The organism is Streptomyces sp. NRRL B-24484 (assembly GCF_000717715.1).
Classification (GTDB): domain Bacteria; phylum Actinomycetota; class Actinomycetes; order Streptomycetales; family Streptomycetaceae; genus Kitasatospora.
This window is the reverse complement of the sequence record NZ_JOAI01000017.1, coordinates 105,708-131,502: the sequence shown is the minus strand read 5'-3', so window position 1 is coordinate 131,502 and position 25,795 is coordinate 105,708. Positions and strand designations below refer to the sequence as shown.

The window sequence follows — 25,795 nt, the reverse complement described above, 5'->3', positions numbered from 1 at the left end:
CTCCGGCGGACCGGAGACACCAGGAGAGACCTTGGCACGGCCCGCCGCCCGTACGGCCCCGGTACTGATCGCCCTGCTCGCCCTCGCGGCCGGCTGCTCGTCCGCACCCGCACCGGCCCCCGCGCCGGGAACGGCCGGCGATACCGCCGTCACGGCCCCGGCGCCGTCGACCGCGCGGCCCGGCACCGCGCCGTGGCGGAGCCTCGCGGCACTGTCCCCCGAGCAGTTGACGGACCTGCTGCTGTCCGGCGAGGACCTGCCGCCCGGCATCACCTCCCAGCCTGCCGAGGATTCCTCCGAGGGCGGTGCCGACGCGGTGGCCGCGACGGCACGGCAGTACCCGGCCTGTGCACCGGTCCTCGCCCTCTTCTCCGAGGAGGAATCGGTCGGACGCTACTACCACGTCACCGGGAACAACGTCCTCGGGGGCCTCACCCGGCTGGGCCTGCTCGGGGCCGCCGGGGGCAGGGAACGCTACGACGCCCTCGCCTCCGCCGTGTACGGCGGCGGGTGCACCGGCTTCCGGCTGGCGAGCGGACCGCAGGTGCAGGTCGAGGCGGTCGGGACCGAGGGGCTGGAGGCACCGGCCGTCGGGTTCCGGATCGTCACGGCCACGGGCGCGCAGCTCTCCCCCGGGGGCGTCACCCGGGACTACCTCTACGCGGCGGTCGGCGACAACCGCGCCCTCTTCCTCACCGCCGACGACACCGCGAACGCGCCGGTGCTGCGGGCAGACCTGGTGAACGCCCAGATCCACCGCCTCGTCGCCGCCGCGAGTGCCCCCGGGGCCGGTGCCTCCGCAGGGCACTGACGACCGTCGGCGGCCGTCCGCCCGCCGCCGTCCGGACGGGCTCCGAGGGTCGTCGGCGGGGTGCCGTAGGCTCGTGGTCGAAGATCATCGGGGAACGGGGGAGCGGGGCATGGGGACGGCGGCGTGGCGGCCGGACGGGTTTCCGGAGCGGCTGGCGGAGCATCAGGAGGCGCTCGCGGAGGTCGCCCGGGTCTACGGGACGGACGACGGTGCGGGGCCGGAGGAGTGGGCGGCGAGGCTGCGGTTCGCGGCCCTGGTGCGGGGTGACGGTGCGCTCGCCGCGTGGCTGGACGGCCTCGGCCTCGCGATGCCCTGGCGGGTGGTGTGGGCGCACTGGCGGCCGATCGAGGTGTGGGACACCGGCGCCGTCGCGCCGGGCTGGACCGGGCCGGTCGCCCTGCACGGCTTCCGGGCCGGCGGGAGCGAGGTCTGCCTGCGGTCGCGCTACGACCACACCTACCGGTGGTACGCGCTGGAGGACGGCGCCCCGCTCGGCGAGCCGTCGCCGGACGAACCGGCCCGGGCGGAGCCGCCGGCCGCCCCGGACTCGGCGCTGGACACCGGCGACCCGCTCAACTCGATGGTCGAGGTCACCGTCACCCGGGCCGGCGCGGCCACCGTCCACGCGCTCTACCCGGTGGCCCACGACGACGACGTCCACGTGCTGCCCGGCGACCGGGTACTGATCGCGGGTTACAGCGGCGCCGCGCTCTTCGACTTCGGACCGCCGGCCGCACCGTCACCGGCGGTCTCCGGCCAGGACGCGGCCGCGGGCGCGCACCTCCGGGAGACCGCGCCCAACCTCCTGCCCCGGGACGTCTGGTGGGACGCCGCGCGGCTCACGCCCGAGGACGTGCATCCGTACTACGGCGGCGTGGTCCTCGCCGACCCCGGGCAACTCGCCGCGGCGACCGGTGACGCGGCGCCGGCCCGGCCGCTGGCGACGTTCGGGCTGCCCCGGATCTCGGCGCTCGGCTGGCTGGAAACCGACCGGGCGATGAAGGAACTCACCGTCACCGACGGCCGCCTGGTGATCGCCGAGGTCCACGGCGAGCCGGCCCTGTGGCTCGACCTCGCGACCGGCCGGATCGTCGACGGGTACGGCGACACGGTCAACACCTCGTTCACCGCCTTCGCCGCCTGCCTGGCGATGACCGACTGGGCGCTCTGCCTCTCGGTCGGCCGGGCGACCCGTGGCGGCGACGCATTCGGGGAGCACTACGCCTTCCTCGCCTTCGTCCGCGACTCGCTCGTCCGGATCGATCCCGAGGCGGCGGCCGAGGCGGAGGACGACGAATGGTGGTGGCTGGGGCAGACCGAGGACCACTGCTACTCGCTGGGCGCCTGACGGCTTCCGCCGGCGCCCTGCCGGCGGCCCGCCGGACGGCCGGTCAGGGCAGCCGCACCAGGTGGTCGGCGACGGCGGCGAGCACCTCGTCCGGGTCGGCGGCCGGCCCGTCCGTGGCCCAGCAGACGTAGCCGTCGGGGCGGATCAGCAGGGCGGCCGCGCCCGGCCCCTCGGTGCAGGTGGCGCGGACGAGGTCGACCCGCGGCGGGAGCGGCAGACCCTCCGGGACGGCTCCCGCGAGGTCGAGCAGGACGGCGTGCCCCGCCGCGAACAGCGACGACAGCCGGACGGTACCGGCGCCGCCGGTGAGCTCGGTGTCCGGCACGCGCCCGCCGGTCAGCGGGTGGGCGCCGTTCAGCGGATAGCGCAGTGCGAGGCCGGACATCAGCCCCGCGATGTGGCGGTTGGCGTCGGGCAGGCGCAGCAGGTCGACGACGATGTCGCGCAGCGCGGCCACGTCCTCGCCCGGGTCCGGGTCCGCCAGGACGCGCTGGGCCGAGGTGTGGTGCAGGACCTGCGCGCCGACCGGGTGCCGCTCGGCGTGGTAGCTGTCCAGGAGGCCGTGCGGTGCGCGGCCCCGGACGGTGGCGGCGAGCTTCCAGCCGAGGTTGACGGCGTCCTGGATGCCGAGGTTGAGGCCCTGGGCGCCGAGCGGCGGATGGACGTGCGCGGCGTCGCCGGCGAACAGGACCCGGCCGGTGCGGTACTGGTCCAGCTGCCGGGTGGCGTCGCCGAACCGTGAGGAGTTGTCCACCGCGCCGAGCACGGTCCCCTCCCCGTACAGGGCCCGCAGTGCCTCGGCGATCTCCTCGCGGGTGACGGGGGTCTCGCGGGCGGGGGCCTCCTGGCCCGTGCGGCCGAAGGTGAAGCGGTAGCGGCCGTCGCCGAGCGGGGCCAGCACCGCCCAGTGGTCGCCCGCCCGGCGGGTCAGGGTGCTGATGTGTCCGAGTCGCTGCGGCACCGGCGGGGAGACGGCGGACAGCCGGATGTCGGCCAGCACCGCCCGCTGGGTGCCCGGCCGGCCGGGGAACGGGAGGCCGAGGAGGCCGCGCACCGTGCTGTGGCCGCCGTCGCACGCCACCAGGTGGCGTGCCCGCACCTGCAGGCCGTCCGCCGCGACGACCACGCCGTCCTCGTCCTGGTCGACCGCGGAGACGGCCGCGCCGCGCAGGATCCGGGCACCGAGGGCGGTCGCCCGCGCTTCGAGCACCTGCTCGATCTCCCACTGGGGGAGGGTGATCGGGCAGGGGTGCCGGGTGTGCCAGGGGGTGCAGTCCAGGGGCACCGGCAGGGCGGCGAAGTGTCCGCCGACCGGCTCGCCGGGGGCGGTCCGTCGCCGGATCGGCTCCAGCAGCCCGCGCATCTCCAGCAGTTCGGCGGTGCGGGGCTGGATCGCGCCGCCCTTCGCCTGCTCCACGCGCCGGGGCAGCCGCTCCAGCACCACGGTGTCGATCCCCGCCAGTGCCAGCTCGCAGGCCAGCATCAGGCCGGCCGGTCCCGCGCCGACGACGGCGACCTCGGTGTCGATCCCGGTCCGGGTCATGGTCCTCACTCCGCTCGTCCGATCTCTCGCCTCAGGGCAAATATATACCAGGTGCAGAAATATCCCCGGTTGCCGTCTCTGCTAGGTTGACTGCCGTGGACGGCGCACCAGGGCTGCGGGAACGCAAGAAGCGGCGGACCCGCGCGGCGATCTCCGACGCGGCGATCGCCCTCTTCCTCGAACACGGCTTCAACCAGGTCTCGGTGGCCCAGGTCGCCGAGGCGGCCGAGGTGTCCAAGCGCACGCTCTTCGCGTACTTCCCGACCAAGGAAGACCTCGTGCTGCAGCGCCTCGCCGACCACGAGGCCGAGGCCGCCCGCGTCGTGCGGGCCCGCCCGGCGGACGTCGACCCGCTGACCGCCCTGCGCGAGCACTTCCTGCACGGGCTGCGCGAACGGGACCCGATCACCGGCCTCAACGACCACCCGCACGTCCTGCGGCTGACCCGGATGATCCAGGACGCACCCACCCTGGCCGCCCGGATGGACCGCTTCAAAGCCGGTGCCGAGCGGGCGCTCACCGAGGCGCTCCGGGAGACGGCGGACGTCCCCGGGCTCGCCGCGCGGCTCGCCGCCGTCCAGATCGTCGCCGTCCAGTGGGTGCTGGCCCAGGACAACGCCGCGCTCCTGGCCGCCGGCGAACCCGCCGACGCCCGCTACCCGGCTGCGGTCGCCGACGCGGAGCAGGCCTACGCGCTCCTGGCGAACGGGCTGCGGGACCTGACGCCGCGACGGTGACCCGCGGCCGGTGTGCTGCGCCCGTCCTCCCCGCTGTGCACCCACCCTGGGCGACGTTCGTGTGATCAGCCGACCAATGGTCCGTCGAGGGGAACGGTTCGCGTGGGAACCGCCCGGGGTCGACCGTGCCGTCCGATGATGCTCCCGTCACCCGCACGGGCCTGCGGTCCTCAGCCCCGTCCCGCGGCTGCCGCGGCCCGTGCGTACCCGAAGGAGGTACCCCCTTGTCCGACCAGGACGAGAAGGCGGAGCAGAGCGTCGGCGCCTTCACCCTCGCGGCCCCGCTGGACTCCACCGCCCCCACCCCGCTCCCGTACCCCGTACCCACGCCCGACGAGGAGTGGCAGCTGCCCCACGGCTTCGCCCACGTCTTCTACGGCGAAGGCCACCAGGGCATCACCCGGCCCGTGATCATCGCCGACGGCTTCAACCTCGGCCGCAGCGACCTCACCTGGCTCTACGCCGGCCTCGACCGCGACTACCCCTTCCTGACCGAGCTGCGCCGGCGCGGCCGCGACGTCGTCCTGCTCGGCTTCGACGAGCGCTCCGCCTCGATCATGGTCAACGCCGAGGCCGCGACCGCCTGCATCATGCGGACCAACGCCGAGCAGCTGGGCTCCGCCGGGCTGACGGTCGGCGGCTTCAGCATGGGCGGCATCATCACCCGCTACGCCCTGGCGCGGCTGGAGATGCAGCGGATGGACCACCGCACCCGGCTCTACTTCTCGTACGACAGCCCGCACCGCGGCGGCGTCGTCCCGATCGGACTCCAGGCCTTCTCCCACTTCATCCCGGTGCCCAACGACTTCGCGCGGCAGATGGACAGCCCGGCCGCGCGGCAGATGCTCTGGCGCCACTACGACCCGGCCACGGGGACGATCGGCGTGGCCCCCGAGCGCATCGAGTTCCTGCAGCAGCTGGAACGGCTCGGCGGCTGGCCGCGCATCCCGCGGCTGATCGGCGTCGCCAACGGCCGCGGCGACGGCACCGGACTCGCCGTCGAACCCGGCGACATCACCCTCACCGTGAACCGGATCTACCCCGGCACCACCTTCTACGCCCAGGCCCAGGGCGACAACACCGTCGTCGCCGAACTCAAGCGCCGCTTCCCCAAGGCCGAGAAGACCGTCACCACCAACGGCTTCCCCGAGCTCGACGGAGCCCCGGGCGGCACGCTGCGCTCCTACGGCATCCTCGCCGACATGCTCGAGAAGTTCGGGGCCCAGGTCGACCTGCGCCACGAACACGTCTGCTTCGTCCCCTCCGTCAGCGCGGTCTCCATCCGGGACCTCGACGACAACAAGGCCCTGTACGCCACCATCGACGACCTGGACCCGTCCGAGAGCGACCTCGACGACTTCCTGTGCTCCAGCACCACCACCGAGCACACCGCCGTCACGCGTGAACTCGGCGAATGGATCCTGGACCGCCTGCCCGACTGATCCGAACCGCGCCCGGCACCGACGGACGCACCCCGGACCGACCGGCGCGCCCGCCACCGAGCGGGCGCGCCGCCGGCGTTCCGGCTGCCCGGCAGGACGTCGGCCGGTCGGCGTCCGGTGTGTACGCCAGGAGATCCCGCGCCGGGTGATCCGCGCGAGCGGTCATGGCCCCTCCATTCCGTCGTGCCGTCCCCGGCCGTCGGGCGGGAATCGCGTGCTCTGTTCCGAACGGATCGAAGCAGACGGTACGGACGACGGTCGGCCGCGGGGTGCCGAAAAGCGTTTGTCCGCCGCGGTGGTGGTGCTGCACAGTGGATCCATCGCGCCGCACAGGCCCAGGAAGGAGCGCGAACATGAAGACCCTCGACCGTGTCCAGTCGTATCGGCGCTCCTCGAGTTCCCGGATCGGCGGGACGTCCTCGTAGTGTGCTGACCGGCGCTGTTGCCGGGCCGCCCACGGGGAGCACCCCCGGCCGGGCGGCCCTTTCCGTGCGCCCGGCAATGCCGGACGGTGCAGTCGGAAGCACGCCTGACGACGGATCGGGAAGGCCGAAGTCGGAATCCCCGTCCGGCCGTGCAGTACCGGGAGAGTTGGCCGAGTGGTAAGGCGGCGGCTTGCTAAGCCGTCGTCGGGGTCGCACCCGCGCGCGTTCGATCCGCGCACTCTCCGCGCACGTTTCACGACCTCTTCCACCAAGGGCGAGCTGGGCAAAGGAGAGCCCAAGGGCCTGTAAAGCCCCCGCTCCGGCTGTGACGGTTCGAATCCGTCCTCGCCCACCCGCGATGCCGTCACCGACGGTCCGCCCCGCCGACCCGGCGCGTCGGCCGGTCGGGAGGCGGTGGCACTCCGCAGGGCTGTCAGTGCCGAGTGGTGCCGGCCGCCGTCGGGCGGCTCCCCGCGTCGCTGTCGGATCGTCAACTCCGGTTCTCTGTAGCGGAAACCGTTGGCCAAGGGGTCCGGATCCCGCAAATGGACGGGAGTGGGCGGTGATCGGCCGCACCCGTTCACGTTTCAAGCACAAGCTCTCGCACAGATCAACTCAACAACCATTGTGGCTACGCATGTTCGAAGGTAGAGTCCCGGTTCGCCGAGCGCGGAGTCGCTCGCGAGCATTCAATTTGGGGCGGGCATGTCAAAGATTCGAGGCGTCAATGGGGTCGCCTTCGACCTGTTTGACGCGTTCACGGAAATCGTCGCGCGATTTCCCGAACGTCCGGCGATCGTGCACGGCGGCCGCGTCGTGAGCTACCGCCGGCTGCAGGAGCTGGCGAACACCCTGGCAGTGCGCCTGGGGCCGGAGCCGGGCGCGGTCGCCGTGGAGGCGACGCACGCGCCGGGAACGGTCGTGGCGCTGTTGGGAGTTCTGGCGGCGGGCGGTGTGTACTGCCCCGTCGATCCGGCCTTCCCGGTCGAGCGGCAACGGGCGATGGCGACGGCGGCCGGTTGTCGGAGAATGGTCGCGGCGGCGCCCGCCGCGGCGGTCCGACTCGGCCTGGAATTAGTCGAGTCAGGCCCGTTCGAGGACCTCGCGGCAGACCTTCCGGGAAACCCGGGAGCCGACCGGCCGCATTCCCCGGTCCACGGCGAAGCGTTCCCGCCGGACGCGCCCGGGGCACCCGACCCGACTGTGCACCTCGGTGCCCACCGGCCCGACGCACCGGCGTACATCCTCTTCACCTCGGGCTCCACCGGGCAGCCGAAACCCGTGGCGACCCCGCGGCGTGCGGTGTCCGCCGCCGTCCACTCGCTGCGCGAACTCTTCGGCCTGGCACCCGAGGACCGCGTGCTGCAGTTCGCCTCGCTGAACTGGGACACCTGCTTCGAGGAGATCCTGCCGGCCCTCACCACCGGAGCGGCCCTCGTCCTCGACGACGACGCGTACGCGGGGTCCTTCCCCCGCTTCCTGCGGACGGTCGAGCGCAACGGGATCACCGTCCTCGACCTGCCGACCGCCTTCTGGCACGAACTCGTGCTGCACCTCGCCGAGGACGGGCTCGCCCTGCCCGGCTGCGTGCGGACCCTCGTCATCGGCGGCGAGGCCGCCGCGCCCGCCCGGCTGGCGGACTGGAGCCGACTCGACACCGGCCGGATCCGTCTGGTCAACACCTACGGCTGCACCGAGACGACCATGATCACGCACGCGGTCGACCTGCACGGGCCCGCGGCCCCGGCAGGCCTGCCCGCGTGGGACGGCACGGCGCGGGCGCCGATCGGCCGGGCACTCCCGCACGTGGTGCAACGCCTGGGCGAACAGGGCGAGTTGCTCATCGGCGGTCCTGCGGTGGCGCTCGGCTACGTCGGTCTCCCCGAGGCCACCTCGGCCCGGTTCACCGTCATCGACGGCGAGCGGTACTTCCGGACCGGCGACCGGGTCGCCGAAGCACCGGACGGCGTGCTCACCCACCAGGGCCGGCTGGACGGCGAGATCAAGGTGCGCGGCATCCGCGTGGACCCCGCGGAGGTGGAGGCGCACATCGCCGGCCACCCGGGGGTGGCCGCCGTCGCGGTGGCCGGCGCGACCCTCGCCGGGCGGTCGGTGCTGGTCGCCTACGTGGTGCCCCGAGCCGGGGCGTCGGGCCGCACCCTGGACACCGACGTCCTGTCGTACCTCCGCGGCACCGTGCCCGCCCACCTGGTGCCCGGCCGGATCACCGTCGTGCCCGCCCTCGTGCTCACCGCGAGCGGCAAGGTGGACCGGGCCGCCTCGCACCGGCAGCTCTCCGCACCGCAGACCACCCCGCTCGCCGCCCCGGCCGCCGCCGCCACCTGACGCGGACCCGCCCGCCTGCACCACCCGCCCGGCATCCGCCGCACCGCTGGCCCCGCCGGCCCGCACCGTTCGGCCCGCACACCCCCGCGCCACCCCGCACCGCGCCATCCGCACGCCGCCTGCGCCACCCGCACGCGGCACTCCGACGCACCGCACCGCCGCCGTCCGACACCCCGGTACGCGGCACCGACGCACCGCACCGCCGTGCCCGAAACCCGGCACGCGGCGCACGACCAGGTCAAAGGAGACCTCCATGAGCGTTGACACCACCGACGCCGCTGCCGGCGCATCCGCCGCTCCCGGTGTCCAGGCCCGCCCCGGCGACGGGGTCGAGGGTGTGGCGGCGATCTTCCGACGCGTGCTGGAGACCTCCGACGTCACGGCCGACTCCGACTTCTTCGAGCTCGGCGGCGACTCGCTGATCGCCACCCGGGTGCTGAGCGCCGTCGCCCGGGAGCACGGGGTCGAGCTCTCCTTCGAGGACTTCCTGCTGGCCCGCACCCCCGAGGGCCTGGCCCGGGCGATCGAGGCCGCCCGATGAGCGGCACCGGCCGTGGTGTCGGCGCCGACCACCTCGCCGGCGGCCCTCCGGCCCCGTCCGGCGCCCCGAGAGCGAGCAGAGTCCCGAGAGCGAGCGGAGCCCCGGGCGCGGGCAGCGCCGTCGTGGTCGGCGCCGGGCTCGCCGGACTCACCGCCGCGGCCGGCCTGTCGGCGCACGGCGTGGAGGTCACCGTGCTGGAGGCCCGCGACCGGGTCGGCGGGCGGATGCACGGCCTCCAGGTCGCACCCGGCAGCTGGGTCGACGCCGGCGCCGCCTACCTCGGTGAGCGCCACACCGAACTCCTCGCCCTGACGGCCGGCCTGGGCCTCAAGACCATGCCGACGACGATGCTCGGCGCCAGCCGCTTCGCGCTCGGGGCCGAGGACGCCACCCGGGACGGCCGGTTCCCGCCGCTGAACGCCGTCGCGCTCGGCGACCTGTTCGAGCTGCTGGACGAACTCACCGCCGCCGTCCGGCCGGACGCGCCCTGGCTGACCCCGGACGCCGTCCGGCTGGACACCACCACCGCCGCCGCCTGGGCGGACCGGCACCTGACGCACCCGGACGCCCGGCTGTTCTTCCCGCTCTTCCTCGGCGAGATGATGGCCGCCGACCCGGCCGACGTCTCCGTCCTGCACATGGCGTTCTACCTTCGCTCCGGCGGCGGCCTCCGCTACCTCAACGCCTTCGAGGGCGGCGCCCAGCAGGACCGGATCGCCGGCGGCGCCCACCTGGTCTGCGAGCGGCTGGCCGAGCGGCTGGGCGGGCGGGTGCGGCTCGGCGAGCGGGTCACCGCCGTCCACCAGGACGAGGACGGGGTCACCGTGCACGCCACCGGCGGCCCGTACCGCGCCGACGTCGTGGTGATGGCCGTGCCGCCGCTGCTCGCGGACGCCGTGGAGTTCAGCCCGGCCCCGCAGGTCGGCCGCGCCGGCGAGCGGACGGCCCGCGGCTGCGCGGTCAAGGTCAACCTGGTCTACCCGGCGCCGATCTGGCGCGAGCACGGCCTCTCCGGCTGGTCGGTGAACGCCGAGGGCCCGCTGCTGTCGACCGTCGACGACTCGCCGGCCGAGGGCGGGGTCGGCGTGCTGACCGGGTTCGTCACCGGCAGCGAGGCGCACCGCTTCGCAGCCCTCGACCCGGAGCGGCAGCGGGCGGCGGCGGTCGCGCAGGCCGCCCGGCTGTTCCCGATGCTGCCGGAGCCGATCGGCTTCCACGTCACGGACTGGGTGAACGAGCCGTACAGCCGCGGCTGTTACGCCGCCCTGTTCGGACCGGGGGACTGGCTCCGCAACGGGCCCGCCCTCACCGCGCCGCACGGCCGCGTCCACTGGGCCGGCACCGAGACCAGCACCGAGTTCTTCGGCCTGATGGAGGGCGCCGTCCGCTCCGCCCACCGGGTCGTCGCGGAGATCACCGCCCGCTGAGGCCGCCCCACCGCGGCGCACCCCGCCGCACCCCGTGCAGGCCGGCGCCACCATACGCCCCCACCTGCACCGATCCGCCCACCCGCACCTCCACCGGTGCCATGCACCAGCAGATCTGACGGATCGTCAGATTGTCCCGCCCACCTCAGGAGAGCGACATGAGCGAGCAGACGTCCATCGCCCCCCTCGCCGCCCGGCAGCAGCTGATGACCGAGCCCGAGCTCGGCGCCGGCAACTTCCTCGACCACGCCATCGCCGCCAACCCCAACCGGGCGGTGCCGTACCTGTACACCCACCGCACCGACCACCGCGGCGCCGTCGTGCTGCGCGGCCACAGCCTGCTCGACGTCGCCGCGCTCCGCGACCGCTACGCCGCCTGGTACGTGGCGAACGGCGTGCGCCCGGGCGAGCCGGTCGGCATCGTGGTCGGCGAGGGCCTGGAGCCGCTGCTGCACTTCCTCGCCCTCACCGCGCTGGGCGCCGTCCCCGCCCTGATCAACGACGCCATGCGGCACGACGTGATGGTGCGCTACCTCGACCACGTCGGCGTGGTCGGTGTCGTCGCGGACGACCCGACCCGGCTCGCCGCCGCCTACCGCGAGGACCCGCAGCGCCGCCCGCGGTTCATCGCGATGGCCGCCGAGATCCAGGCCTTCGACGCCTCCGCCGTGCAGCTGCCCGAGCAGTACCCGTACCGGCACGCCGCCGAGGACGTCGTCGCGCTGATCCACTCCTCCGGCACCACCGGCACGCCGAAGTCGACGATGCTGGCGCACCGCCAGTTCTGGGACGGCAAGCAGCCGCGGATGGTGCGCTTCCCCGCGGAGCCGTACGACCGGCTGATGTCGCTGATGCCGCACACCCACGCGGGCGGGCTCAGCTACTTCCTCACCGCCACCCTGCTCGGCCTGCCCACCGTCGTCATGGCCGACTGGCGGCGCGCCGTGGTCGAGCCCGTCATGGAGGCCTTCCGGCCGACCATGGTCGCGTCCTTCCCGCGGACCTTCGTCGAACTGGCCACCGGGGAGCTGCCCGTGGCCGGCGCGGCGAAGGTGCACTCCTGGTTCAACACCGGCGACAGCGCCCACCACGGGCACATCCGCAGGCTGGTCCGGCTCGGCGAACGCCCGACCGGCCTGATCAAGCCCTGGCTGCTGCCGCAGGAGCAGGCCGAGCAGCCCGCCCTGCCCGGTTCGCAGTTCATCGACGGCCTCGGCTCCTCCGAGATGGGCATGGCCCTGTTCGGCCAGGTCACCACGCCCGAGACCGTCCGCAACGACCGCTGCGTCGGCAGGCCGCTGGAGGTGGTGACCCGGGCCGCCGTGCTCGACGAGGACGGCCGGGAGGTCCCGGACGGCACCGTCGGCATGCTCGGCGTCGTCACCCCGTCCCGCACGCCCGGCTACTGGAACAACCCGCGGCTGACCGCCACCTTCGAACTGTCCGGCTACTGGCTCACCGGCGACGTCGCCCGCCGCGACGCCGACGGCGCGTTCTACCACCTGGACCGCACCGTCGACGTGATCGACACCGCCGACGGCCCGGTCTACAGCCTGCCGATCGAGGAGGTGCTGCTCGCCGACTGCGACGACCTGGTGCAGGACTGCTCGGTGGTCGGCGTCCCGGGAGCCGCGGGGGAGGGTCAACGGCCCGTCGCGGTCGTCCGGTTGCAGGCCGGGGCCGCCGAGGCCGCCGCCGAGGACGTCCAGCGGGCCGCCAACAAGGCGCTCGCCGAGGCCGGGCTCGCCGAACTCGCCGCCGTCAGCATCGCCCGGACCCCGGAGGACTTCCCGCTCGGGCCCACCGGCAAGGTGCTCAAGCGCGAACTCCGCACCCGCTTCGCCACCCTCTTCACCGGCCAGTAGCCCCTGATGGACCACCACACCGTCCGGCAGCCGTACCAGTACGTACGGACCGCCCTGGCCGAGCCGGACTGGCGCCGGCTGCCGGGCTGGCGCGACGTCACCGAGGCCCAGTGGCGCGACGCCCAGTGGCAGCGCGCGCACTGCGTCAAGAACCTCCGGCAGCTGCGCGACGTCGCCGGCACCCTGCTCACCGACCGGTTCTACGAGGGACTCGCCGCCGACCAGGCCGAGTCCGCCACCATGCCGCTGCTGCTGCCGCCGCAGATGCTCAACACCATGGCCCCGCACGCCCCGCACGACCCCGGGGCGTTCACCGAGGCGTTCCTGGCCGACCCCGTGCGGCGCTACATGCTGCCCGTGCGCGCCGACCGGCACCCGCGGTGGCCCAGCCACCCGAAGGCCGAACGCGACTCGCTGCACGAGGCCGACATGTGGGTCGCGGAGGGCCTCACCCACCGCTACCCGACCAAGGTGCTGGCCGAACTGGTCGCCACCTGCCCGCAGTACTGCGGCCACTGCACCCGGATGGACCTGGTCGGCACCTCCACCCCCCAGGTCGCCAAGACCCGGCTGGTGCTGCGGCCCGTCGACCGGCAGGAGCAGATGCTCGACTACCTCAAACGCACCCCGGCCGTGCGCGACGTGGTCGTCTCCGGCGGCGACCTCGCCAACGTGCCCTGGCCACAGCTGGAGTCCTTCCTCCTCCGGCTGCTCGACCTCGGCTCGGTGCGGGACATCCGCCTCGCCAGCAAGGCCGTCGTCGGCCTGCCGCAGCACTGGCTGCAACCGCACGTCCTCGCCGGACTCGGCCGGGTCGCGGCACTCGCCGCCCGCCGCTCGGTCAACCTCGCCGTGCACACCCACGCCAACCACGTGCAGTCGGTGACCCCGCTGGTCGCCGAGGCTGCCAGGGCCCTGCTGGACGCCGGCGTCCGCGACGTCCGTAACCAGGGCGTGCTGATGCGCGGCGTCAACGACACCCCGGAGGACCTGCTCGACCTGTGCTTCGCCCTGCAGGGCGAGGCGAACGTCCTGCCCTACTACTTCTACCTCTGCGACCTGATCCCCGGCGCCGAACACTGGCGGACCCCGCTCCACCAGGCCCAGCGCCTCCAGGAGGCGATCATGGGCTACCTGCCGGGCTACGCCACCCCGCGGCTGGTCTGCGACGTCCCGCACGTCGGCAAACGGTGGGTGCACCAGGCGGTCGCCTACGACCGCGAACGCGGCATCTCCTACTGGACGAAGAACTACCGCACCGCGCTGGAACTCCGCACCCCCGACGGCGCCCCCGACGGCACCGCACCCGAGGACCCGCTGGAGCGGCGCCACCCCTACTACGACCCGGTCGACACCCTGCCGGAGGCCGGCCGCCGCTGGTGGTCCGAGCAGTCCGCACCGCCCGGCGACCGAGCCAGCTGACGCACCCACCCGCCTGCCGCACCCCCCGTGAGGACGACGATGACCCCACCCCAACCGCAGCTGCCCGACACCGGACCCGGCACCGGATCCGACACCGCGCCCGGCGGCCCGCTGCGCCGGATGTGCTGGATCTTCCCCGACCGCGAGTCGACCCGCACCGGCGCCATGTGGAAGCACTACTTCTGGGACATGTACGCCGAGGTCGCCGAGTCGATGGGGATGAGCTGGACACGGCACGCGCCGGACGCCGTCACCGTCGACGGCACCGACCTCCGCCGGCCCCGGGTCTACGTCGACGACCAGGAGGTCACCCCGCAGGACACCCTCTTCGTCACCGCGCTCTACTCGCTGCCCTACCAGTCGATGGACGTCTTCAACCAGTACGCCCTGTACGCCGTGCTGGAACAGGCCGGCTTCTACCTGCCGTTCCCGCCGCAGATGTCGCTCATCGGCAACGACAAGCTGGCCACCCTGCTCCACCTCGCCGACTCACCGGTGCCGCCGATCCCGTCCGTGCGGATCGGCTCCGGCCGCGACGTCGGCAAGCACCTGTACGAGGTCGCCCTCGGCGGCATGACCTACCCGGCCATCGTCAAGCCGGCCGGATGGTGCGGCGGCGGCGGGATCAACCTGGCGCGCAGCGCCGAGGACGTCCGCGGCCTCGCCAGCCTCGCCCAGGGCGGCGACACCACCCTCGTCGTCCAGCCCTACCTCGGCGACGGCACCGTCGACCACCGGGTCTACGTCGTCGACGGCAAGCCGTACGCCCTGCTCAAGCGCATCCCCGAGGACGGCTCGCCGGTCGCCAACGCCAGCCGCGGCGGCACCATGCAGTTCGCCGACATCCCGGACGAGCTCGCCGCCGCCACCGCCTGGTTCGCCGAGCGGCTGCCGATGCCCTTCTTCTGTATCGACTTCCTGCACGACGGCGAGCGGTTCTGGTTCTCCGAACTCGAACCGGACGGCGTCATCGCCCCCGACTTCGACGACCCGAACCGCTCCGTCCAGCGGGACGTCACCCGCGCCCGCTTCACCGCCTACCGGGACGCCCACGCGAAGTGGCTCGCCGACCGCGGCGAGGCCCCCACCACCGCCGAGCCGGAAGCGAGCTGACACCCGTGTTCTCCCTCACCCCGGCCGCCGCCGCGCCCCGGCTGCACGTCGCCCGGCGCACCCTCGCCCGGCTGCGGACCGTCCCCGAGCTGGCCCCCCGCTACACCGGGCACGCCGACCCGCACGCCCTCGACGACCTGGCCGCGCTCCCGCCGCTCGCCAAGGACGACCTCAACACCGCCCTCGCCCACCTCGAACCCCAGGCCGAACACGGCGCCACCTGGCTCTTCCAGAGCGGCGGCAGCACCGGCGCCCCCAAGATCGGCTACGCACCCACCGGCTTCTACATGGCCGGCGTGCACGCCCACTGGCAGCCCCTCGACCCCGACGACGTGTTCGTCAACGCCTGGGGCGCCGGCCGGATGTGGGGCGCGCACTTCCTCGCCGCCGCCCTCGCCGACCTCTCCGGCTGCCGGATCATCGCGGTCGGCTCGGTCGCCGCCGACGAGTACCCCGACTGGCTGTCCTTCTTCGCCGCCCGCCGGGTCACCGCCATCGGCGGCACCCCGAGCGTGCTGCGGCTCTGGTTCGCCCACGCCCGCGCCGCCGGCATCACCCTGCCCGACCTGCGCAAGGTGCTCTGGCTCGGCGAGGCCTGGCAGCCGCAGCTCGCCGAGGACATGGCCGCCGTCGCCCCGCTGGCCCGCCGGCACGGCATGTTCGGCAGCACCGAGACCTGGGTGGTCGGCACCAACGGCCCCCGGTGCCCGGCCGACACCTTCCACACCCTGCCCGAGCAGCTGGTGCACGTCGGCCCCGACGAGCTGCTCGACTTCACCACCCTGAACCCCGAGATGCTCAACCCCGTGCTGCGCTACCGCACCGGCGACGCCGGCCGCCTGGTCGCCTGCCCCTGCGGCCGCCCAGGACCGGCGATGCAGGTGCTCGGCCGCCGCGACAGCGTCGTCCAGGTCCGCGGCCTCGGCCTGCACGTCCAGGAGGTCGTCGCCCGGGCCGAGGGCGAGCCCGGCGTGACGCAGGCCCAGGTCCTGGTCACCGAGCAGGGCGGCCGGGCGTCCGCCGTCGAGGTGCTGCTGCTCACCGCCGCCGGCGCCGAGGTCGACACCGAGCGGCTGCGCAAGGAGATCCTCGCCGAGACCTTCACCCTCAGCACCGCCTTCCAGCACGACCCGCAGTCGTTCCGGGTGCGCGCCGTCGCCGCACTGATCAGCAACGACCGCACCGGCAAGACGTCCGACCTCGTCGTCCGGGAGGACTCGTGAAACCGCGCCTGCCCGCCTCCCTCGGCCGGGGCTTCAACCTGTTCTGGGCCGGCCAGACCATCAGCACCGTCGGCGACCGGGTCACCGTCTTCGTCGTCCCCACCCTGATGATCTTCGTGCTGCACGCCTCCGCCCTCCAGGTCGGCATCGTGGCGATGGCCCAGTACCTCGGCATCCCGCTGCTCGGACCGATCGCCGGCGTGCTCGTCGACCGCTGGGACAAGCGGTGGACGATGCTCGCCTGCGACCTCGTCCGGCTGGTCGCCGTCGGCGTCATCCCGCTCGCCTACTGGCTCGGGTGGCTCTCCACCCCGCTGATCTTCGGCTGCGTCGCCGCGATCAGCGGCGCGACCATCTTCTTCACCGTCGGCTACCTGATCGCCGTCCCCGCCGTGGTGCCGAAGGACGACCTCGTCCGGGCCTACTCCCGCCTGGAGGGCAGCCGTTCCGTCTCCGAGGTCTCCGGCCCCTCCGTCGCCGCCGGCCTCTACGGCGCCCTCGGCGTCGCCGCGCTCCTCGTCGACGCCGCCAGCTACCTGGTCTCGGCGCTCTGCCTGCGCTCGATGCCCTCCTGGGGGGACCGCACACCCGTCACCGGCTCCGTCCGGGAGCGCCTCACCCTCGGCTTCCGGCTCAACTGGTCCGACCCGGTGCTGCGCCGGGTCGTCGTCGCCGCCATCACGCTGAACTGCGGCGGCCCGATCTTCGTCACCGTGCTGCCCGTCCTCGCCTACCGCGGACTCGGCGTCTCCGTCGCGGTGTTCGGCGCGGCCATGTCGGTCGCCGCGGTCGGCGCACTGCTCGGCGCGGTGGTCGCCCCCAAGATCAGCGAGCGGTTCGGCACCGGCCGGACGATGGCCTACGGCCTGCTGCTGCACTGCCTGGTCGGCCTCGGCGTGCTCGCCGCCCCCACCCTGCCGACCGGCCCGGTGATCGCCGTGACCATGGGCTGCTACGGCTTCTTCATGTCCTGCATCAACGTGTGCAGCGCACCCGCCCGGCAGTCCCGGATGTCCGCGCAGAACCAGGGCGTCATGCACGCCGCCTACCGCACCGTCACCTGGGGCGTCATCCCGCTCGCCGCCCTCGTCGGCGGCTGGGCCGTCAGCCTGCTGACCGACTCCCTCGGCATCCTCGACGCCGCCCGCGTCGTGATGGCCGGCGGCACCCTGCTCGCCGCGTTCTCCTTCCTGCCCGCGATCCGGATCCAGCCGCTGCTGGACGCCGCCGAACGCGAGAAGGCCCGAGCGGCGGCCGGGGACGGGACGGCCGACGCGGCCCTCGCGGAGCGCGCCTCATGACCACCACGCGCAGGACCGTCCTCATCACCGGGACCTCCTCCGGCATCGGCCTGGCCACCGCCGTCGCCGCCGCCCGGGCCGGGCACGCCGTGGTCGCGACCGTGCGCGACCCCGACCGCGCCGGCGCCCTGCGCGAGGCCGCCGCGCAGGCCGGTGCCGAGGTCGACGTCCGGCGGCTCGACGTCACCGACGCCGACTCCGTCACCGCCTGCCTCGACGCCGTCGCGGGCGAGTACGGGCGGCTGGACGCGGTCGTCAACAACGCGGGCATCTCCAACTTCGACCCCACCCTGGAGATGTCCACGATGGCCGCGCTGCGGACCAACCTGGAGGTCAACTTCTTCGGGGTGATCGCGGTCAGCCGCGCCGCGATGCCGCTGCTGCGCGCCGCCCGCGGCAGCCTGATCACCATCGGCAGCGTGCACGGCGTCGTCGGCCAGCCCTTCAACGAGGCTTACTGCGCCGCCAAGTTCGCCGTCGAGGGCTTCATGGAGAGCCTCGCCCCGGTCGCCGCCGCGCACGGCGTCCGGGTGTCCCTGGTGGTGCCCGGCTTCGTCCGCGGCACCAACTTCGGCATCTTCCCGGACGTCAACCGCACCACCGTCCAGGCCGCCTCCGGCCCCTACGCCGACACCTTCGCCGACTACGTCGACTGGGTCCGCACCAAGGGCTGGGAGGGCGCCGGCCAGCAGCCGCAGGACGTCGCCGAGGTCGTGGTCGACACCCTCGGCGACGAGCACCCGCCGTTCCGGATCCCGGCCGGCCGGTGGGCCGCCGACTACCTCGACCAGAAACTCACCGACCGCGACGGCACCCGCGTACAGACCCTCGCCCACACCTGGATCGGCCGCCCCGACCTGCCCTAGGAGTTTGTCTTCAAAGGCACTCGGGAGGTGCCCCCACGCGCCCCTGTGCGGCATCCGTCGCCTTTGAGGACACGCCTCAGCAACCGTCCCCGAAGGGCGCCCCTCGTGGCACACCCGAGCGCCCCCTGAAGAAACGACGCCCCGACACACCCGCCCGGAGGACCCGTGCCCGCCAAGTCCCTGCAGGAACTCGTCGACCTCGCCCGCACCCACTCGCCGTTCTACGCCGAGGCCTACCGCGACGTCCCGCGGACGGTCTCGCACCTCACCCAGCTGCCCGTCGTCGACCAGGACGCCTTCTGGGCCGCGACCCGCGAGGACCGCCTGCTCACCGGCCCGCTCACCGACGCCGGCGTCTACAAGTCAGGCGGCACTACCGGCGCCCCCAAACTCTCCCCGTGGACCCGCACCGAGCACGCCGAGGCGCTCACCGCCTTCGGCACCGGCATGGTGCAGGCCGGCCTCAGGCCAGGCCACCGGGTCGCCAACCTGTTCCGCGCCGGCGAGCTCTACAGCGGCTTCCTCTTCATCGAGGGCGCCCTGCACCACGCGCCGGTCGACAACGTCCGCCTGCCCGTCGGCGGCTCCGCGCCCAACGACTACATCGCCGACCTGGTCACCGGCTTCGGCGTGCACGTCCTCGCCGGCGAACCGATGAAGCTCAGCGCCGTCGCCGAACACCTCGTCCGCCGCGGCGAGGTCGCCGCCTCGGTCGAACTGCTGATGTTCGGCGGCGACCTGCTCTTCACCGACCTGCGGCCGCTGCTCACCCGGGCCTTCCCCAAGGCGGCGATCTCCTCGGTCGGCTACGCCTCCGTCGACGCCGGCCTGGTCGCCTCGCCCGTCCCCGGCGACGACGTCCGGGTGCACGAGGCCTTCCCGCACCGCACGCTGGTCGAGATCGTCGACAGCGCGACCGGCGAGCCGATCACCACCCCCGGCGTCCCCGGCCGCGTCGTCGTCACCAACCTCTTCCGCACCCTGATGCCGATCCTGCGCTACCCGGCCGGCGACCGCGCCGAATGGCTCGACGCCGACTGCCGCCGCTTCCGGCTGCTCGGCCGCTCCGAGGAGGGCGGGCGGGTCGGCATCGTCTCCATGCCGACCGAGGACATCCGCGCCGTCCTCGTCGCCGCCGACCCCGGCCGGCACATCGCCGGCATGCAGATGGTGCAGCGCCGCCGGGACGGGCGGGACGGCATCGTCCTGCGCCTCGGCTACACCGAGCAGCCCCCCGCCGACCTCGCCGAGCGCCTGATCGCCGCCGTCTACGCGGCCCGGCCCACCTACCCCGAGGAGGTCGCCGCCGGCGCGATCCACCCCCTCGCGATCGAGTGGGTGCCGCGCTCCGAACTCGTCACCAACCCGCGGACGGGCAAACTGCGCCAGGTCGTCGACGAGCGCCCCGAGGACTGACGCACCGCCGCACCGCGGACGGACCGTCGCGCTCCCCGGAATTCACCCGCCGTCGACCGGCTTTCCGGAGAGCGTGACGCTCTGCCCGCGGAATTCCGCGACGACCCTCCCGGTGGATTGCCGGACGGTCACGTCGTAGATTCCGTGCCGCCCCGAACGCGACCGTTCCGCCGCCTCCGCCACCAATGCGTCGCCGACCGCCGCCGGAGCGAGGAAGGTGACCTGCGCGGCCTGCGCGACGGTCACCGGACCGTAGCTGTTGCACGCGTACGAGAATGCCGCGTCGGCGAGCAGGAAGATGAAGCCGCCGTGCGCGATGCCATGGCCGTTCACCATGTCGGCGGACACCTCCATGCCCATGCGCGCGTGCCCCGCGGACACCTCGTCGAGGGTGATCCCCAGCGACCGGCACGTCCGGTCGCGCTCGAACAGCGCGGCCGTCCGGGAATTGTCGGCAACGCCCTGATCCGCATTCTCGTCCACATTCCCCTGCCTTCCCGGGACCGGCCCGGACCATTCGTCTATCCGTTCCCGGGAATTACACCGACCCGCACCGCCGGCTGTCAACGACGGTCCGATCGTCCGTCAGCACCCCGGGCCGTCGCATGAATTCCGGACGGGCCGGCCGCACCGCACCGATGAACACCGCAGGCCACCCACCCCGACCGGCCGCACACCGGAAGGTGTCCGATCCACTACCCTGAGTGCCGATCCGGCCGGGGAGGGCCGGATCGTCCAGGGGTGGGACGGAAGGGCGATCGACGATGTCCACGGACGACGGCCGCGTGGTGGCGGGCCGCTTCGAGCTCCTCGCCAGACTCGGCGGGGGCGGCATGGGGACGGTCTGGCGGGCCGTGGACCGCGAACTCCACCGGGAGGTGGCGCTCAAGGAGGTCAGGCCGACCGAGGCGGGCGGCGACCGGCCGACCGGGGTGATGCGCGAGCGGGTGATGCGGGAGGCGCGGGCACTGGCCCGCCTCCAGCACCCGCACGCGGTGACCATCCACCAAGTGGTCGACGCACACCCCTTCCCCTGGCTGGTCATGGAACTCGTCCGGGGCGAGTCGCTGCAGGACGTCCTCGACCGGCAGGGCCCCCTGCCGCCCGCCCGCGCCGCCCGGATCGGCCTCGACCTGCTCGCCGCACTCGAGGCCGCCCACCGGGCCGGCATCCAGCACCGCGACGTCAAGCCCGCCAACGCCGTCGTCCGGCCGGACGGAACGGCCGTCCTCACCGACTTCGGCATCGCCGCCGTGGCCGACCTGCCGGCCCTCACCGCCGTCGACGCGGTCATCGGCACCCCCGCCTACATGGCACCCGAACGCGCCGCCGGCGAACCGGGCGGCCCGGCCGCCGACCTCTGGTCCCTCGGCATGCTGCTGTACACGGCGGTGGAGGGCACCAGCCCCCTCCACCGCGACACGCCACTGGCGGCGCTGGCCGCCGCCCGTGACGGCCGCGTCCCGCCGCCCGTACGGGCCGGTGCCCTCGCCCCGGTGCTGCGCGCACTCCTGGTGCCGGAACCGGCGCTGCGCCCCGACGCCGGCGAACTGCGGCGGATGCTGGCGGCGGTGGCCGACGGGAGGGTGACCGGCGGGGCGCCCGGCGCGGGCGGTGACGGAACCGCCGACGCGGCCACCGTCACCGCCGCGCCCACCCCCGGACCGTCGGCCGCGGCCCGGACGCCGGTCCACCCGCCGGTCCACCCGCCGACCCACCCGGACGGGCCCGGCCGGCCCGGCCTGCCCACCGTGCCGGGCCCGGCGGCGCCGCCCGACCCGTCGGCGGCGACCACGCCGATGCCGGGCGCCCGACGCAGACCGGTGCCCGCCCTCGTGGCGGTCCTCGCCCTCGCGGCCCTCGGCGGCGGCGCGCTGACCACCCTGCTGCTCGGGCCCGCGCGGGACACCCGCACCCCGTCGCGGGCCGCCCCGGTGAGCAGCGCCCCCGCGGGCTCCCCGGCCCCGGCCCCGCTTCCGGCCACGCCGTCCGGCGCGCCGTCCGGGACGCCCGCGACCAGCGCGACCGCGACGACTCCGCCGTCCCCGGCGGGGTCCGCCGGGGACGGCCCCGGGGACGGCCCCGGGGTTGCGGGCGAGGCGAGCGCCGGCACCTGGATCGCCCAGCTCTCCTCGGTCGACGCCAGCCTCGGGCGCAGCGCGGCGGAACGCGAACTGGCGGCCGTCCGGCAGCAGATCCCCCAGGCGGTCCTGCTGCGGAGCGACGACTTCGCCTCGCTCCGCCCCGGGTACTGGGTCGTCTACGCCACCGGCCCCTTCGCCGACGGCCGGGCCGCCCTCGCCTTCTGCGCCGCCGGAGGCCGCACCACCGACGACCGGTGCGTGGGCCGCTACCTCACCCACCGTGCCGCCGACCTCGGGCTGATCTGCCGGCACGCCCCGGAATCCGCCGACAACCGCTGCCGCGCCCCCGGCGGCTGACCCCGCGGGCCGGCGCCACCGGGCCGTCGTGGCCGCGGCGGTGCATCAACGGCCGGTGGCGTCACCGGTGCTCGTGAGCGGTGCGGTCGTGAGCGTGCCGTCCGGGTGGAGCGTGAACCGGACGGACTCGGAGACGGCGGTGCGCGCATCGTTCGCGCCGTAAGCCCTGAGCTCGAGGTCCTCGGCCTTGCCGAAGTGCAGGTCGGCCTCGGCCGCGTGCGCCCATGCGTTCACCCGCACGTGGACGGACCAGTGCTCCACGTCCACCGTCCGCCACGCCCCCCAACTGGCCTCCGGCAGAGACCCCGCCGCCGCCCCGCCCCGCAGCCACAGGCCCGCGAGCACCAGGACGACGACCACCAGCAGACAGACCGCCCCCCGCAGCTTCATGATCGCCAAATTACCACCGGGCCCGCCCGTCACCCCCGACCCCGTGCCGCGTTGTGAGGGAGTGCGGCAGACTGACTGCGGACGCCCGCGAAACAACCGCACGCACGACGACGATCACTCTCACGGCAGGGGTGGCACGGTGGCAGACGGCACACGGCAGGCGGAACCCGCGATGAACCCGGCGGTGCGCGAGACGTACGGCCCGGCGGACCTGAGCCGGAACCCGGTCTTCGGCGGCGGATTCATCAACTTCGGCGACTGGCAGGCGATCGACCTCACCCGGCCGCTCGACGAGACCGACCGGATCCGCAGCCAGCAGGACCTCTACCGCCGCGTCCTGGCCGCCGCCGCGCCACCCGCCGAACCGGCGATCCTCGAGGTCGGCTGCGGCCTCGGCATGGGCTGCGCCCTGGCCCTCGACGCGTACGGCCGCGCCACGGTCACCGGCATGGACATCCACCCCGAGCAACTGCAGCGGGCGCGCGACACCCATGCCGACCTGCTGCGCCGGGAGCCGGAGCGGCTGCGGTTCGTCCAGGGCGCCGCCGAACACGTCCCGCTGGAGAAGGACGCCTTCGACGCCGTGATCAGCGTGGAGGCCGCGCAGCACTTCCCGGACCTGGGGGCCTTCGCCGAGGAGACGTCGAGGGTGCTGCGGCCCGGTGGCCGGGCGGCGGTCGTCAGTTTCTTCACCGTCGACGACGCACCCGGCCGGTCCGCGGAACTCGCCGGCCTCCTGGACACCTTCGCCAACGGCCTGGACATCGCCCGTCCGGTGCGCCACCTCGCGGACGCGCTCACCGGCGCGGGCCTCACCGACGTGGCCGTCGAGTCGATCGGCCGGCACGTCTGGCCCGGCTGGGACACCTGGCTGAGCCGGTGGTGGGCCCCGGAGACCTGGCCGCGCAACTTCCTGCGCGCCTACGAGTGCGGAATCCTCGACTACTACCTCGTCACGGCGCAGCAGCCCCGGTAGGAGTCCCGGCGCGCCGGCCGACGGGCGCACCCGGACGGCGTCCGGACGCGGTCGACGGGGACCGTCCGGTGGGGGAGGATCACTCCCGTGAGCCACCCCCTGCTGCCCCTGCCGGAGCCCGCGTACGTCCTGATCCGCGTCGAGGCTCCGCCCGAAGCACCCGCCCGGATCGCCGACCGCCTCCGGGAACCAGGCATCCCGGGCGGGCTGATCGGATACGAGTACCGGCCCCTGGGGGAGCCGCTGTACCTCGGAGCGGTCGGCGAGCAGGGTGCGGTCGCCGTCGCCGCATCGGGCCTGTTCGGCTACATCGCCGTGGACGCGGCCACCGGGCAGGTGGTCCAGGTGCCCCGCGCCGACTCGGCGGCGACCCGTCACGTGAACGGCGATCTGGACTCGTTCACCCGGTGCGTCGAGGCCGTGATCGCCCGCTTCCCGTTCTACGCGGAGGACGAGGAGGACCGCTTCGGCGAGGTGGCGGAGGAGCTCCGCGCCCTCCTGTCCGGCATCGACGGGACCGCCCTCGCACACAGCGGGTTCTGGGAGACGTTCTGCGACGACGTCGAGATGGGGAGTTACGCCGACGGCGACGACTGATCCACCGACGCCGGACACCCTGCCGCGTGCGGGCCTGCACCTCGACGGAGGGCACCCACGGTGGGCGCGCGCCGGGCCCCGCCAGGACCTCGACGGTCAGCGGCTCGTACTCGTACGGGCTCTCGCGGACGGTGAACCCGGCCGAGCCGGGAAACCGCGATCACCGCCGAGAGCATGGCCTCCTGCACCGCCCCGTAGTGACGGAACGCCGGATCGTGCCACTGCTCCAGGTCACAGGCCCGCGACAGACAGTCCTGAAGCCGCGGACGGCAGTTCCAGGAGACCGCCACCTCACTGGCGTCGTCGCCGACGGTCTCGTCGTAGCCGACCACGGCACCCGCGGACAGCACCGGGTCCCCGGTCACCAGCGCGGCCGGAAGGCCCGCAGCCGGCAACTCGTCCCGCACCCACCCGGCGAGCCGCTTCCGCGCCGACACCACCTCGGGACCCGCCTCCTCCACCATGCCCGGCACCCTGCGTCCTCCCTCCGACACCTCCCGGCCCGGTGGTGTCGGTGCCGGCCCCTACGGTGGCCCGGACCGACGGCGCACGGCCCCGCAACGCGGCCGCGCGCCGCCCCCCCGCCACCGAGGAGCCGCAGACCGTGGGATACCACACCGAGTTCACCGGCCGGATCGAGGTCGTTCCACCGCTCAACGCGGCCGAGCGGAGCTATCTGCGGAGGTTCGCCGGGAGCCGGCGGATGGACCGGGACGCCGGCCCCTACTACGTCGACGGCCCGCCCCACCGGCCGTTCGACCGCTCCGGGCGGGCCGGGAACGAGGATGTCCGCGACGCCAACAGTCCGCCGGAAGGACAGCCCGGCCTGTGGTGCCACTGGGAATCCGTCGAGGACGGGAGCGGCATCGAGTGGAACGGGGCCGAGAAGTTCTACTTCGCCGCGGAGTGGATGACCTACCTCGTCGACCACTTCCTCAAGCCCGGCGCGGCCGCCCAGGGCCACCCCGGATTCGGGCACTTCACCTTCGACCACGTCCTCAACGGCACGATCGAGGCGGTCGGCGAGGAACCGGGTGACGAGTGGCGGCTCCTCGTTCGGGACAACACCGTCAGCACCATCGCCCCCGACCCCGGGGAACCGGACTGGATGTGCGAAGCCTGTCTGCGGACCGTCGAGAGCGAGGACACGGCCTGCTGCGCCCACGCGGAGACCGTTCCGGTGTGGCCGGCCTGACGGACCGGGCGGCCATACTTCCGCCATGATCGGCAACCACGGCGCTTCCCCGGTTTCGGACAGCCTGCCGCCCGCGGCCCGGGCCGCGCCGGAGGCCACGGACTGGAGTGCCCCCCGCGGCCGGCGGCAACTCCCGCTACCGGTGGATCGCGCGCCGGTGCCTGCGGGCCCGGGGTGAGGAGATCGGCGACCCGGTCGCCGAGGAGGAGGCGGCGGCCCGCCGCGCGGCCCGCGAGGGGGCCGTCCCGGAGGATCCCTGGGCGGACCCGCAGGCCGTGGCGGACGCGCGCCGCCGGGAGGCCGAACGCCCGGAGGACACCGCGGAGTACGCCTGGCTCCGGCACGCCCGCCGGCCGGACCGCCGGTGACG

General features: G+C 74.3%; 22 protein-coding genes and 2 tRNA genes. 21 read left to right on the top strand and 3 right to left on the bottom strand.

Annotated features, from left to right (window positions below; genetic code table 11):
* The first annotated feature begins 31 nt into the window (after positions 1-31).
* Positions 32-811 carry a hypothetical protein gene (locus IE98_RS0117490; RefSeq protein WP_030269936.1) on the top strand — a complete coding sequence of 260 codons (780 nt, stop codon included), beginning with the start codon at positions 32-34 and terminating at the stop codon, positions 809-811.
* Between the two features lie 109 nt (positions 812-920).
* Positions 921-2,159, top strand: coding sequence for an SUKH-4 family immunity protein (locus IE98_RS0117485; RefSeq protein ID WP_030269934.1), 1,239 nt, complete (start codon positions 921-923; stop codon positions 2,157-2,159).
* A 43-nt stretch (positions 2,160-2,202) separates the two neighbouring features.
* Here the strand turns inward: IE98_RS0117485 and IE98_RS0117480 are convergent, their stop codons facing one another.
* On the bottom strand, positions 2,203-3,702 hold the full coding sequence (locus IE98_RS0117480; protein WP_030269931.1) for an FAD-dependent monooxygenase: 1,500 nt from the start codon (positions 3,700-3,702) through the stop codon (positions 2,203-2,205).
* 95 nt (positions 3,703-3,797) lie between these two features.
* On the opposite strand from IE98_RS0117480, the gene IE98_RS0117475 reads away from it, so the two are divergent.
* The 14 genes from IE98_RS0117475 to IE98_RS0117410 all read left to right on the top strand — a co-directional run bounded on the left by IE98_RS0117475 (position 3,798) and on the right by IE98_RS0117410 (position 19,826).
* The gene (locus tag IE98_RS0117475) at positions 3,798-4,439 is read left to right on the top strand and encodes a TetR/AcrR family transcriptional regulator (protein ID WP_078661091.1); all 642 of its coding nucleotides are present in this window, start codon (positions 3,798-3,800) and stop codon (positions 4,437-4,439) included.
* 224 nt (positions 4,440-4,663) lie between these two features.
* Positions 4,664-5,881: an esterase/lipase family protein gene (locus IE98_RS0117470; protein WP_030269927.1), complete on the top strand. Its 1,218-nt coding sequence runs from the start codon at positions 4,664-4,666 to the stop codon at positions 5,879-5,881.
* A 585-nt stretch (positions 5,882-6,466) separates the two neighbouring features.
* Positions 6,467-6,551, top strand: a tRNA-Ser gene (locus IE98_RS0117465).
* 27 nt (positions 6,552-6,578) lie between these two features.
* A tRNA-Tyr gene (locus IE98_RS0117460) sits at positions 6,579-6,658 on the top strand.
* Positions 6,659-7,011: 353 nt separating this feature from the next.
* Complete coding sequence (locus tag IE98_RS0117455; protein WP_078661090.1) at positions 7,012-8,652, top strand: AMP-binding protein; 1,641 nt, start codon at positions 7,012-7,014, stop codon at positions 8,650-8,652.
* 253 nt (positions 8,653-8,905) lie between these two features.
* Positions 8,906-9,193, top strand: a complete 288-nt coding sequence (locus IE98_RS0117450; RefSeq protein ID WP_078661089.1) for an acyl carrier protein — start codon at positions 8,906-8,908, stop codon at positions 9,191-9,193.
* Positions 9,190-10,620 (top strand): flavin monoamine oxidase family protein, encoded by a 1,431-nt coding sequence (locus IE98_RS0117445; RefSeq protein ID WP_078661088.1) that lies wholly within the window; start codon positions 9,190-9,192, stop codon positions 10,618-10,620. The genes IE98_RS0117450 and IE98_RS0117445 overlap by 4 nt, the downstream gene beginning before the upstream one ends.
* Before the next feature lie 158 nt (positions 10,621-10,778).
* On the top strand, positions 10,779-12,485 hold the full coding sequence (locus IE98_RS0117440; RefSeq protein WP_030269919.1) for a class I adenylate-forming enzyme family protein: 1,707 nt from the start codon (positions 10,779-10,781) through the stop codon (positions 12,483-12,485).
* A gap of 6 nt (positions 12,486-12,491) precedes the next feature.
* Positions 12,492-13,907, top strand: coding sequence for a KamA family radical SAM protein (locus IE98_RS0117435; RefSeq protein WP_030269917.1), 1,416 nt, complete (start codon positions 12,492-12,494; stop codon positions 13,905-13,907).
* Positions 13,908-13,946: 39 nt separating this feature from the next.
* A complete protein-coding gene (locus IE98_RS0117430; RefSeq protein ID WP_030269915.1) occupies positions 13,947-15,020 on the top strand; it encodes an ATP-grasp domain-containing protein in 1,074 nt (357 codons plus the stop codon).
* A gap of 5 nt (positions 15,021-15,025) precedes the next feature.
* The gene (locus tag IE98_RS49150) at positions 15,026-16,243 is read left to right on the top strand and encodes a phenylacetate--CoA ligase family protein (RefSeq protein ID WP_030269913.1); all 1,218 of its coding nucleotides are present in this window, start codon (positions 15,026-15,028) and stop codon (positions 16,241-16,243) included.
* Complete coding sequence (locus IE98_RS0117420; protein ID WP_030269911.1) at positions 16,240-17,544, top strand: MFS transporter; 1,305 nt, start codon at positions 16,240-16,242, stop codon at positions 17,542-17,544. The genes IE98_RS49150 and IE98_RS0117420 overlap by 4 nt, the downstream gene beginning before the upstream one ends.
* Positions 17,541-18,410: an SDR family NAD(P)-dependent oxidoreductase gene (locus IE98_RS0117415; protein WP_030269909.1), complete on the top strand. Its 870-nt coding sequence runs from the start codon at positions 17,541-17,543 to the stop codon at positions 18,408-18,410. Before IE98_RS0117420 ends, IE98_RS0117415 begins: the two co-directional genes overlap by 4 nt.
* A gap of 165 nt (positions 18,411-18,575) precedes the next feature.
* Positions 18,576-19,826, top strand: coding sequence for a phenylacetate--CoA ligase family protein (locus IE98_RS0117410; RefSeq protein ID WP_030269907.1), 1,251 nt, complete (start codon positions 18,576-18,578; stop codon positions 19,824-19,826).
* Positions 19,827-19,868: 42 nt separating this feature from the next.
* On the opposite strand, the gene paaI is transcribed toward IE98_RS0117410, so the two are convergent.
* Positions 19,869-20,309: a hydroxyphenylacetyl-CoA thioesterase PaaI gene (gene paaI / locus IE98_RS0117405; protein ID WP_052390629.1), complete on the bottom strand. Its 441-nt coding sequence runs from the start codon at positions 20,307-20,309 to the stop codon at positions 19,869-19,871.
* 281 nt (positions 20,310-20,590) lie between these two features.
* Here paaI and IE98_RS0117400 point away from each other — a divergent pair, with 281 nt between their 5' ends.
* Positions 20,591-22,267 (top strand): serine/threonine-protein kinase, encoded by a 1,677-nt coding sequence (locus IE98_RS0117400; protein WP_063748944.1) that lies wholly within the window; start codon positions 20,591-20,593, stop codon positions 22,265-22,267.
* 45 nt (positions 22,268-22,312) lie between these two features.
* On the opposite strand, the gene IE98_RS0117395 is transcribed toward IE98_RS0117400, so the two are convergent.
* Positions 22,313-22,657, bottom strand: a complete 345-nt coding sequence (locus IE98_RS0117395) for a hypothetical protein (protein WP_030269901.1) — start codon at positions 22,655-22,657, stop codon at positions 22,313-22,315.
* Between the two features lie 139 nt (positions 22,658-22,796).
* On the opposite strand from IE98_RS0117395, the gene IE98_RS0117390 reads away from it, so the two are divergent.
* The 4 genes from IE98_RS0117390 to IE98_RS0117370 all read left to right on the top strand — a co-directional run bounded on the left by IE98_RS0117390 (position 22,797) and on the right by IE98_RS0117370 (position 25,793).
* Positions 22,797-23,633, top strand: a complete 837-nt coding sequence (locus IE98_RS0117390; protein WP_234443576.1) for a class I SAM-dependent methyltransferase — start codon at positions 22,797-22,799, stop codon at positions 23,631-23,633.
* Between the two features lie 87 nt (positions 23,634-23,720).
* Positions 23,721-24,230: an SUKH-4 family immunity protein gene (locus IE98_RS0117385; RefSeq protein ID WP_030269897.1), complete on the top strand. Its 510-nt coding sequence runs from the start codon at positions 23,721-23,723 to the stop codon at positions 24,228-24,230.
* Positions 24,231-24,834: 604 nt separating this feature from the next.
* The gene (locus tag IE98_RS0117375) at positions 24,835-25,425 is read left to right on the top strand and encodes a hypothetical protein (RefSeq protein ID WP_199922925.1); all 591 of its coding nucleotides are present in this window, start codon (positions 24,835-24,837) and stop codon (positions 25,423-25,425) included.
* A 107-nt stretch (positions 25,426-25,532) separates the two neighbouring features.
* Positions 25,533-25,793 (top strand): hypothetical protein, encoded by a 261-nt coding sequence (locus IE98_RS0117370; protein WP_030269891.1) that lies wholly within the window; start codon positions 25,533-25,535, stop codon positions 25,791-25,793.
* Positions 25,794-25,795: the final 2 nt, after the last annotated feature.